Origin of the sequence: Allobrachymonas chironomi DSM 19884, assembly GCF_000374625.1 — a bacterium.
Classification (GTDB): domain Bacteria; phylum Pseudomonadota; class Gammaproteobacteria; order Burkholderiales; family Burkholderiaceae_C; genus Brachymonas; species Brachymonas chironomi.
In genome coordinates this window covers 1-10,204 of record NZ_KB894787.1, presented here as the reverse complement: position 1 = coordinate 10,204, position 10,204 = coordinate 1, and the positions used below count along the sequence as shown (strand labels likewise).

Below are 10,204 nucleotides of genomic sequence, written 5' to 3'. Positions count from 1 at the left end.
CAGAATGCCTATGTCGAGCGATTCAACAAGACCTATCGCACCGAAGTGCTGGACTGCTATGTGTTCGACTCACTGCATGAAGTACGGCAGATGACGCAGGACTGGCTGCACCGGTACAACCACCACCGGCCACACGAATCATTGGGTCGAATCCCGCCCGTCGAATACCGTGTGTCACAATTCCCCAACCTCTACTTCTGACTGGCTCAAGAATTCGAGGAGGCTACACGCTGAGCTATGACGCTGACGGTAGCGGATCCGCTGCGGCCGTGCAGTTTGCCACGCTGACGAACGGAGCAACACTCAGCAACACAAGCTTTGTCGTAATCTGATCCAAAGAACCACTCTTGCGATGCCCTTCAACCTTGTGGAGAATCGTCTGAGCGGTTGTAGTTGAAAAGTAATGAGCCCTGTTCTTGTACAGGGCTCATTTTTTTAAAAGTCAAGCCAAATTCTTGACATTCAGGATTTTCCTGAATTTCAAGAAAGGAAAGTCGTAAAAAGTTCGCCTACCCTCCAGATCCTCAATCATGTAGGAAATGATGGATTGGTTGACGTCCGCAAGACCACCATTGCCGAGGTCCACATACACCTCGGACATGTCCTGGCCCAGCAGATAGCCAGAGTCAAAAGCAATGGTACCTCGTAGCTTGAGCTTGATTCTGACCTGGAACCCGCAAAAATGCTCGTACAGATTGCTTCTTATGACAGCAGTCCTCCTGCCCTTGCCTACGAGAACAGCCACCCTGAACTGCAAAACTTCATCAAGCAAGTCCTTGTGCAATGAGAGTTTCAAGGCCGGTTTCTTCGGAGGTATCAGATTGCTCAAAATTTCCGGAACCGACAGACCGGATGCCATTCCCTTTATCACATCCACAATGACATCCGCACCGGGGGGCACGTGACCAATCCCCCAGTCACCGACAAATATCCCATTCTTGTCATCATCATCTTCAGGAAAAAATCTGCGAACATGGTTTCGCAAATGAGCAGGATCATAGCCATTAATCAAGATGATCTGCTCCAAGTCTTTTCTTTTCTCCAAGAGATAGGGATACCCCTCGCTCTTCAAAAAAGCCACGATACCGGAAACCTCCGAAATACCTGCATCAAAGCATTCCCTGAAATATTGGCGCAAAACGGAATTATTGTATTTCGTGATGTCAGTCTGAGGATTCCACGCAAATGATCGGACACGACTCCTGTTTTTCATTTGGGCGTGCACATTCAGGGCTGCAAACCCTCCACCCGAGCCACCTGCCAGAAGAAGCCTTTTCCCCGATAGTTCTATTACCTCATCCAGGATATCGGCTATCTTCTGGATGATGTTTCCATCCACCCTATTCCCGAGATACCAGCAAAGACTCAAGTCCGGATGGAAATTATGGCTAGGATCGGCAAATGCAATCAGCCCCAAGCCAGTCTTTTCTGCCACACCTCTAAATGAAAAATAAGGTGGGCGCATCGATCCATCCAAAGTCACTCGTCCAGAGAATCCCACCAGGATGCAATCATCATGTTGAAAGCAGTCTTTGACATAAATATGCCAAGGGTTACCTATCCCATTTACCTGATGCAGGCCGTTCTTGTCAATGCCTCCGGTGAAATCATTCAGCGTCTGGTGCTGATGCACAGGATAGTACGAAGAAATATCAAAACAAACCATAGTCAATAGAAAAAAGTGCTCTTATTAAAGATGCCTTCATGCAATTACAGTAAACGATCGTACATGGCAAATCTGTACTTTACCAACTCAACCGACCTTGGGGTAGGAGCCACTAACAGCACAACATGATAGATCAGGGATCCCCTACTTGACAAAGTCTCACAACTAACATAAGACGCACCACAGTGGTGATCGCAGCAGCCTCCCAACCTCGACTAGTCTCAAAAAACCCGCAGCAGCCAGACATTGTCTTGCAAAAACTACATTACTCCATGAGCTTCACCAATAGTCACTCCAACCCCGCCCACCATGTCAGCAGCAGAGTCTGCTACAGGGACAAGGGCCAAAATCCATATGAAACAAAAAAATACTGTAAAATCATGTAAGCATGAGCATTTATGGCTGGAGCCAGCATGTCAAGGCGCACAGCAAGACCGGAAAAGCTCCCATGATGGCATGTTGTCAATATTATTAAGACTCCACCTATTCTATCGCAGATAAATTAAACATTTCAGGAAAAACATGGCTATCGCAACCGCCTATTACGGCATCAATATGGAAACAGCAACGACTTGGTACGGCAATATCACAGTCTCCACCAACACCCATATCCAAATTGGTTACCACGGATATATTCAGAATTATTATGGAAATTTCTCATATGATAGATATGGCTTGAGTGGCGGTACAGTGAATGCCACCGACTACTTCGAATATGGTCGAAAAATTTATCAGATTACTGGAGGCAACTATAGCGCACTGACGATTGAGCGCTACATCAACAATGCCGACATTGTAGGGCTTTTCTCACATGTTCTTCTGGGGCATGATACTCTTAACGGCTCTCCACAGGCCGACACCCTGCTTGGATTTCATGGGAATGATAAATTGTATGGAAACGGCGGCAATGATGTACTAAAAGGTGGTAGCGGCAACGATATTATGAATGGCGGCATCGGGGCTGACACCATGATAGGCGGCTCTGGTAACGACACATACTATGTCGACAACATATATGACAGGGTATATGAAACCATCAGCACTGACAGCAACGCCAATGCAGGCGGGATTGACAAGATAAACAGCTCGGTTTCATACGATTTATCTACCCATGCTGGCGTTCGTTATGTAGAAAATCTTTCCCTGGTTGGTACTGCAGCCATTAACGGAACGGGGAACAACCTGAACAATGTTCTGATCGGGAATGGTGCTGCCAATACGCTATACGGACTCAACGGAAATGACACACTGAAAGGCGGTGCAGGACATGACACCCTCTTTGGTGGAAATGGACACGACACCTTGCTAGGTGATACCGGCAACGATCTGCTTGAGGGTGGAGCAGGAAACGATATCCTGGATGGCGGCTCCGGCATCGATACGGCTAATTATTCCCGTACTGGTGCAGCCGTAACGGTTAACCTTACGAAGTCCACTAGGCAGGATACCTTGGGAGCTGGCTGGGATACACTTATACAAATAGAAAACGTCACCGGCAGTCGTTATGGTGATCGCCTGTACGGCAACAGCGAGAATAATACTTTGCGCGGTGAAAACGGCAATGATATTCTCAGCGGAGGTGCAGGCAAAGATACCCTTATTGGTGGCTATGGGAATGATTTTCTGAATGGTGGAGTTGGCTCGGATGTACTGACCGGCGGTGCCGGCAAAGATATCTTTATCTTCAATACCCAGCTTTCTAGCAGCAACATCGACAAGATCACAGATTTTGTTGCTACAGAAGATACTATCCGTCTGGATAATACCATTTTTACCAAGTTAAGTCAGACAGGGTTATTGAATAGCGCCTACTTTGCCTCGAATGAAGCGGGCGCCGCACGTGACAGTAATGACTATATTGTGCACAACGCCAGAACAGGAGCCTTGAGCTATGACGCAGATGGCAGTGGCTCTGGTTCAGCCGTGCTGTTTGCCACTTTACTCCCAGGTAGCAACATCAACAGCAGCAACTTTGTTGTTATTTAACAATAACCTTATTTTCAATACAGATACGCGCTTTAATTTATCAAGGATTGAAAGATGGACTACTTTTATGATGAAGATTACTGGTTCTCAACCAGTCGAATGGTAACCGATGAAAACAGCAACGGCCTCATCGACCTATCAGAAAAAGCCAATCTGACCATCCGGGATGTTACAGTAGATGAGAGCGCTGGCGTAATCACGTTTGACCTTGTACTTGACAAGCGACACACGAAAGAATTCACGATAGACTGGAGTACCGCTGATGGTTCTGCGTTGGCCGGTAGTGATTACCAGGCGCGCCAGGGAACCGTTACTTTCCTGCCTCATCAGATCCAACAGCGCATCTCCATCCCGATCATCAATGACTCCTTGGCAGAGAATGCCGAATTTTTTACCATCAACCTGACGAATCTTCAGGGTGAAGGCGCTTCCGACATTGTCATCGGCAACCAGAGTGCGACTGCTGTCATTGGAAAAAATGACAGCTACACCACCGGCATCCCCTCCATCACTACAAGCCACACTTATGTGGATGAAGGTAATGGCTATGTAGAAGTAACACTCCAGTTAAATGCCGCAACTACAGAGCCCGTTTCGTTCGAATACTATCCATATGGATTCCAACCTTATGGCTACCTTGCCAGCTATACTGAAGATTTTGTCGCCAATGGATATATCAAGATCAATTTCAATCCCGGAGAAACTGTCAAATCCGTTCGCGTGCCGATTAATGATGACCAAAAGATTGAATCACTTGAATATTTCGAGTTAAGCCTTACATCACCTGAAAATGTTTTTATCCCAAACAACCCGGTCATTGGCATTGTTGACAACGACAAGGCCATCATAGATATCAACCGAAATGGTCTAATCGATGACATAGAAAAATCGAAGGTTAGTATTCATGATGCTTTTCTGGATGCACATTCCGGCATTGCCTTCTTTGATATCACGCTTGACAAGAAAACCAGCATCCCTTTTACTTTAGATTGGCATACTTCAGACGGCACAGCAATTAACAGAAGTGATTATATTGCAAGCCACGGCACCATCAGCTTTGCTGCTGGGCAAGTTCATCAACGTATTCCAGTTGCCATACCGAAGACTTCGACAAGAACCAATCTTGAGTATTTCAATATCAAGATTGACAATGCAAGCAGTGATGAAATCATCCTTGGAAAGGACACTGCAGCAGCAACAATTGGAAGCAACCAAACTCAAGATCAAATTACCATCAGCGTCGAAGATGCTGTTGCCAATGAAAGTGATGGATCCATAAAATTTGTTGTCAAATTGAGCTCTGCCAGCACTCATGATATAAAGTCTTATTTGTATACATCAGATGGAAGTGCAAAAAATGGTAGCGGCAGTTTATTCGACTATAATCAGCAATTTCATAATTTTACATTCATCCCGGGTGAAACGGTAAAAGTTGTACAGGTCACATTGACGAACAACACCATACAAGAACCTGTAGAAATATTCTACGCCCATCTTGGATATAATGATAATGTTGCCACTTTAAAACAAACTGCTACAGCAGTCATACACGACGACGATGGAACCAACCCCGTGCATATGGCTTACGGCTATGCAGACAATATCTACCACATTACTGGTCCCAAGCAAATCATTTCAGAACTACCCAATGCGGGCATTGACACCGTTTACAGCAGCATCAGCTATAATCTGCAAGCCACCAACGACAGCGGTTATTTCGCTGACAATATTGAGAATCTGACACTGACTGGATCCGCCCCAATCAATGGGTTGGGTAACCAGCACGACAACATCCTGATTGGCAATAGCGGCAACAATCTTCTCTCTGGAGGCCAAGGCAGTGATTTTTTGTATGGTCAAGGCGGAGATGACACGCTCATTGGCGGTTACGGTATCAACCACTCTGGTCAGAATCTGCTCGATGGTGGTACAGGGCAGGACACGGTTGACTACTCGGACTCAACATCTTCAGTGATAGCAGACCTGACAGCCATGTTTGCTGAAATCCCGGAAGACCACATTACAGAAAGGCTGATCAGTATCGAGCGCCTGATTGGCAGCTCATACAACGACACACTAACAGGCAATACCGACGACAATACCCTTCGTGGCGGTAAAGGGAACGACACGCTATCCGGAGTTGCTGGAAATAACGTCCTGTACGGTGAAGAAGGCAACGATAGACTGCTGAGTGGAGTTGGAACGGATCTGCTTGATGGCGCAGATGGCATCGATACCGCCGACTATAGCAACGCAGTACGTGCTGTCAATGTAAGCCTGACCATTGCCGGAGCACAGGATACCCAAGGTGCCGGTACAGATACTCTGGTCAGCATTGAAGCCCTTGCAGGCAGTCGCTTTGACGATGTCCTGACTGGCAACAATCTGGACAACACGCTTGATGGCGCTGAAGGCAACGATACACTCGTCGGCAATGCCGGAAATGACAGTCTGCAAGGCGGTGCCGGCAATGACACCCTGGAAGGTGGAATGGGAGATGACCTTCTGGACGGCGGGGAAGGGAATGATGTAATTAACGGTGGTAGCGGCAGTGACACAGCCACTTATGCTCTGGCGGCTACAGGCGTTACAGTAGACCTATCCAATAGTAGAGCCCAAGATACAGTTGGCTCCGGTACCGATACACTAATTAGCATCGAAAACCTGCAGGGCAGTCAATACGATGACATCCTGAAGGGAAATGCCAACAGCAATACCTTATCCGGCGAAGACGGCAACGATATTCTAGATGGCGGTGGCGACAATGACCTCCTGTTCGGCGGAAATGGCAATGACACCCTGATTAGTGGCGTGGGCAATGATCTGCTGGACGGTGGCTGGGGAAATGATACTGCATCCTATGCTACAGCCGGCAAGTCTGTCACAGTTAATCTTGCCTTGTCTGATGCACAAGATACCCAAGGAGCTGGATTGGATACACTGCGCCAGATTGAAAACCTTATCGGCAGTGACTACGATGACATATTAATAGGCAATGAGCATGACAATATCATCCAAGGGGGCTTGGGTAATGACATTATAATGGGCGGCTACGGCCATGACACAATCGACGGTGGGGATGGCATTGACACCGCAGATTACAGCGATTACTCGGACATGATGTATATCAGCCTGTTAGAGTCCAGCGCATATCGCATGGGATCCAACTATTATTTTGATTATCACGACTATGGGATATCCACTCTTAAAAACATCGAAAATGTAAGGGGAACCTCACACGATGACTCCATCACAGGAAACTCGTATAATAACATCATTTATGGTGGTGATGGTCACGACATTATAGAGGGACATGATGGCGATGACTACCTTTATGGGGAGTCTGGCGATGATTACCTTTATGGGGGCGAAGGAAATGATGTATTGGTAGGTGGTGACGGCAATGATCACCTACTTGGTGGTTCAGGAAACGACACACTGATTGACACAGAGGGATACAACACTTTAGATGGTGGTGATGGTATAGATACGATTGACTTCAGCCAACTCAATGCTGCCATTTTGATCACTCTATCCTCTACCTCATATCAAACAATTGGCGACTATTACAACACCATCCTAAATATAGAAAATGTCTATGGTAGCCAATATGACGACACTATTTTTGGCGATGATAACAACAACATATTGCACGGCAATGCAGGGGCCGACAGCTTGTATGGTGATACAGGCGATGATAGGCTCTATGGCGGCGACGGAAATGATCTATTGTTCGTCAGTGCTGGCAATAATCATCTATACGGTGGCTCTGGTGACGACTACATTTTAAGCGCTGAAGGCAATGACCATATTGATGGCGGAAGCGGCATTGACACCCTCGATTTTCACTTTGCATCCGACGGTGTTACTGTAAATCTTGCTCTGACAGGCGCGCAGGACACGCGTCATGCAGGTTTAGACACTATTCGTCATGTTGAAAATATTGCTGGAACTGATTTTGATGACAAGCTGACCGGCAATACTGAGAACAACATTCTGCACGGTAATGCTGGAAACGACATCCTGACAGGTGCTGCGGGCCATGACGCCTTATATGGCGGTGAAGGTGACGACACCTTGAATGGTGGCGTTGGTAACGACATACTCGACGGTGGTGCCGGTACGGATACGGCCTACTATACCAGTGCCTCGTCTGCCGTCACCATCAACCTGGCCCACACCACAGCCCAGAACACTTTGGGTGCTGGCATCGACACACTCAAGGATATTGAAAACATCACCGGCAGCCGCTACCACGACAAACTCACGGGTGACGCTGGCAGGAACCTGCTACGTGGCGAAAGCGGTAACGACACCCTTGTCGGCAGCGCAGGCAACGATATTCTTCTAGGTGGTTACGGCAACGACGTACTGAATGGTGGTGTAGACAATGACTACCTCGATGGTGGAGCCGGCACCGATACAGCCTACTATGGCACGGCTACCGCCGCTGTCACCGTTAGCCTGGCACTAACCGGCGCACAGGATACCCTGGGTGCAGGCGTGGATACACTACGCAACTTCGAAAACCTGACAGGCAGCCGCTACAACGACAAGCTCACGGGCAACGCAAGTGACAACATCCTGCGCGGTGAAAGTGGCCATGATGTGCTCACCGGTGGTGCTGGCAATGACTACCTGCTTGGCGGTTATGGCAACGATATCCTCAATGGAGGTGTCGGCAATGATTTGATGGATGGCGGTGCTGGCACGGATACTGCCCATTATTCCAGCGCAACTACAGGTGTCAACGTCAGCTTGGCACTGACTGGTAGCCAAGACACCAAGGGCGCCGGCACAGACACCCTGCGCAATATCGAGAACATCACCGGTAGCCGTTACAACGATCGTCTTACCGGCAACACCGCTGACAACCTGCTGCGCGGCGAAAGTGGCAACGACACCCTCGTCGGCGGTGCTGGCAACGACACGCTGCTAGGCGGCTACGGCAACGATACGCTCAATGGAGGTGCCGGCAACGACTATCTCGATGGCAGTGTCGGTACTGATACTGCCTACTACGCCACCGCCACCTCTGCAGTCACTGTCAGTCTGGCACTGACGGGTGCCCAGGATACCAAGGGTGCCGGCATGGACACCCTGCGCAATATCGAAAACATTACCGGTAGCCGTTATCACGACAAGCTCACCGGTAATGCCGGCAACAACCTGTTGCGCGGCGAAAGTGGTAATGACACGCTGGTCGGTGGAGCTGGCAACGATATCCTCTGGGGTGGCTACGGCAACGATATCCTCAATGGGGGTGTTGGTAATGACATACTCGATGGCGGTGCTGGTATCGATACCGCCTACTACGCCAGTTCAACAGCAGCAGTGACTGTCAATCTGACGCTGACTACTGCCCAGGACACTCTGGGTGCAGGCACGGACACGCTACGCAACATGGAGAACATTACCGGCAGTCGCCACAACGATAGTCTGACTGGAGATGCCGGAGATAACACCTTGCGAGGTGAAAGTGGAAACGATATCCTGAATGGCGGCGGCGGCAATGACTTGCTGTCTGGTGGCTATGGCAATGATCAATTGATTGGCGGTGCCGGATCGGATGTACTGATTGGTGGAGCTGGCAGGGATATTTTTATCTTCAATGCCCAACTGGGTAGCGAGAACATTGACCGGATCATTGACTTTACAGCTACCGAAGACAGCATTCGTCTTGATAATGCTGTCTTCAGTCAGATCTTGAATACCGGAACACTCAATAGCGCTTACTTCGTGTCCAACACACAAGGCGTGGCCCAAGACGGCAACGACTATATCGTGTACAACACCACTACAGGTGCACTAAGTTACGATGCAGACGGTAGTGGTTCGGGCGCTGCGGTGCAGTTTGCCACGCTGCTTAACGGTGTCAGTGTCAACAGCAGCAACTTTATGGTGATCTGATATAAATCACTTCAACTTCGATATGCATTGACCTACTAAACGTTCAAATAAAAGATTAGTGGGTCAATGTATTGACCCAGCCCTTTCTGCACAGATCAGGCTGCTAAAGCATAAGCCTCAGCGGGGGCCTTCATACCCAGCGCCTGATGTGGGCGCTGGTGGTTGTAAAAGCGGATCCAGTCGCCAATCACACGGCTGGCGTGTTGCAGCGTCTCGAATCGGTGGCGGTGCACGCATTGGTCCTTGAGTGTGCGGATCACGCGCTCGACCATGCCGTTTTGTTCCGGGCTATACGGCGTGATGAACTCCTGCTGCAGCCCATAGCTTTTGACCAGGGCCGTATAGTTGCGACTGGTGAACACCAGCCCATTGTCCGAGCGCAGCAAGAACGGCTGCTTGACCTTGCCCAAACAGCCATAGCGGGCGATCAAGGCCTGTTCCAGCGCACTTTCTGCCGTGCTGTATTGACCCACTGAATTCCTGCACAGGTGTTATTGTTGAAGGAAACGACGATGAGTACCCTGATGGAAGACGATATCAAGCGCTGGACGGCCAAGCGTAAAACGGCCCTGGTCCTGGAGATCATCCAGGGCAAGACCACGGTGGCAGAGGCCAGCCGTGCCTTTGACCTGCAGCCTTCAG

The 10,204-nt window shown here is 48.9% G+C and carries 5 protein-coding genes and 1 pseudogene; 4 read left to right on the top strand and 2 right to left on the bottom strand.

The annotated features are described in order from the left end of the window. Positions 1–201 (top strand): integrase core domain-containing protein (locus C513_RS0112015; RefSeq protein ID WP_018715293.1); only part of this gene is annotated, 201 nt, incomplete at its 5' end. Positions 202–442: 241 nt separating this feature from the next. On the opposite strand, the gene C513_RS0112010 is transcribed toward C513_RS0112015, so the two are convergent. Further along, positions 443–1,666, bottom strand: coding sequence for a hypothetical protein (locus C513_RS0112010; protein WP_156816108.1), 1,224 nt, complete (start codon positions 1,664–1,666; stop codon positions 443–445). Positions 1,667–2,188: 522 nt separating this feature from the next. On the opposite strand from C513_RS0112010, the gene C513_RS13460 reads away from it, so the two are divergent. Continuing rightward, a complete protein-coding gene (locus tag C513_RS13460) occupies positions 2,189–3,652 on the top strand; it encodes a calcium-binding protein (protein WP_018716246.1) in 1,464 nt (487 codons plus the stop codon). Positions 3,653–3,706: 54 nt separating this feature from the next. Next, on the top strand, positions 3,707–9,562 hold the full coding sequence (locus C513_RS14695; RefSeq protein ID WP_076342752.1) for a Calx-beta domain-containing protein: 5,856 nt from the start codon (positions 3,707–3,709) through the stop codon (positions 9,560–9,562). Between the two features lie 95 nt (positions 9,563–9,657). Here C513_RS14695 and C513_RS13440 read toward each other — a convergent pair whose 3' ends face one another. Further along, positions 9,658–9,993 (bottom strand): integrase core domain-containing protein, encoded by a 336-nt coding sequence (locus C513_RS13440; RefSeq protein WP_245552836.1) that lies wholly within the window; start codon positions 9,991–9,993, stop codon positions 9,658–9,660. 81 nt (positions 9,994–10,074) lie between these two features. Here C513_RS13440 and C513_RS14645 point away from each other — a divergent pair. Next, positions 10,075–10,204, top strand: a pseudogene (locus C513_RS14645) (DUF1153 domain-containing protein); the annotation flags it as partial.

Bases quoted from the DNA above. Each gene is read 5' to 3' on its own strand.
- C513_RS0112010 (WP_156816108.1), bottom strand. From the start codon at position 1,666: ATGGTTTGTTTTGATATTTCTTCGTACTATCCTGTGCATCAGCACCAG.
- C513_RS13460 (WP_018716246.1), top strand. From the start codon at position 2,189: ATGGCTATCGCAACCGCCTATTACGGCATCAATATGGAAACAGCAACG.
- C513_RS14695 (WP_076342752.1), top strand. From the start codon at position 3,707: ATGGACTACTTTTATGATGAAGATTACTGGTTCTCAACCAGTCGAATG.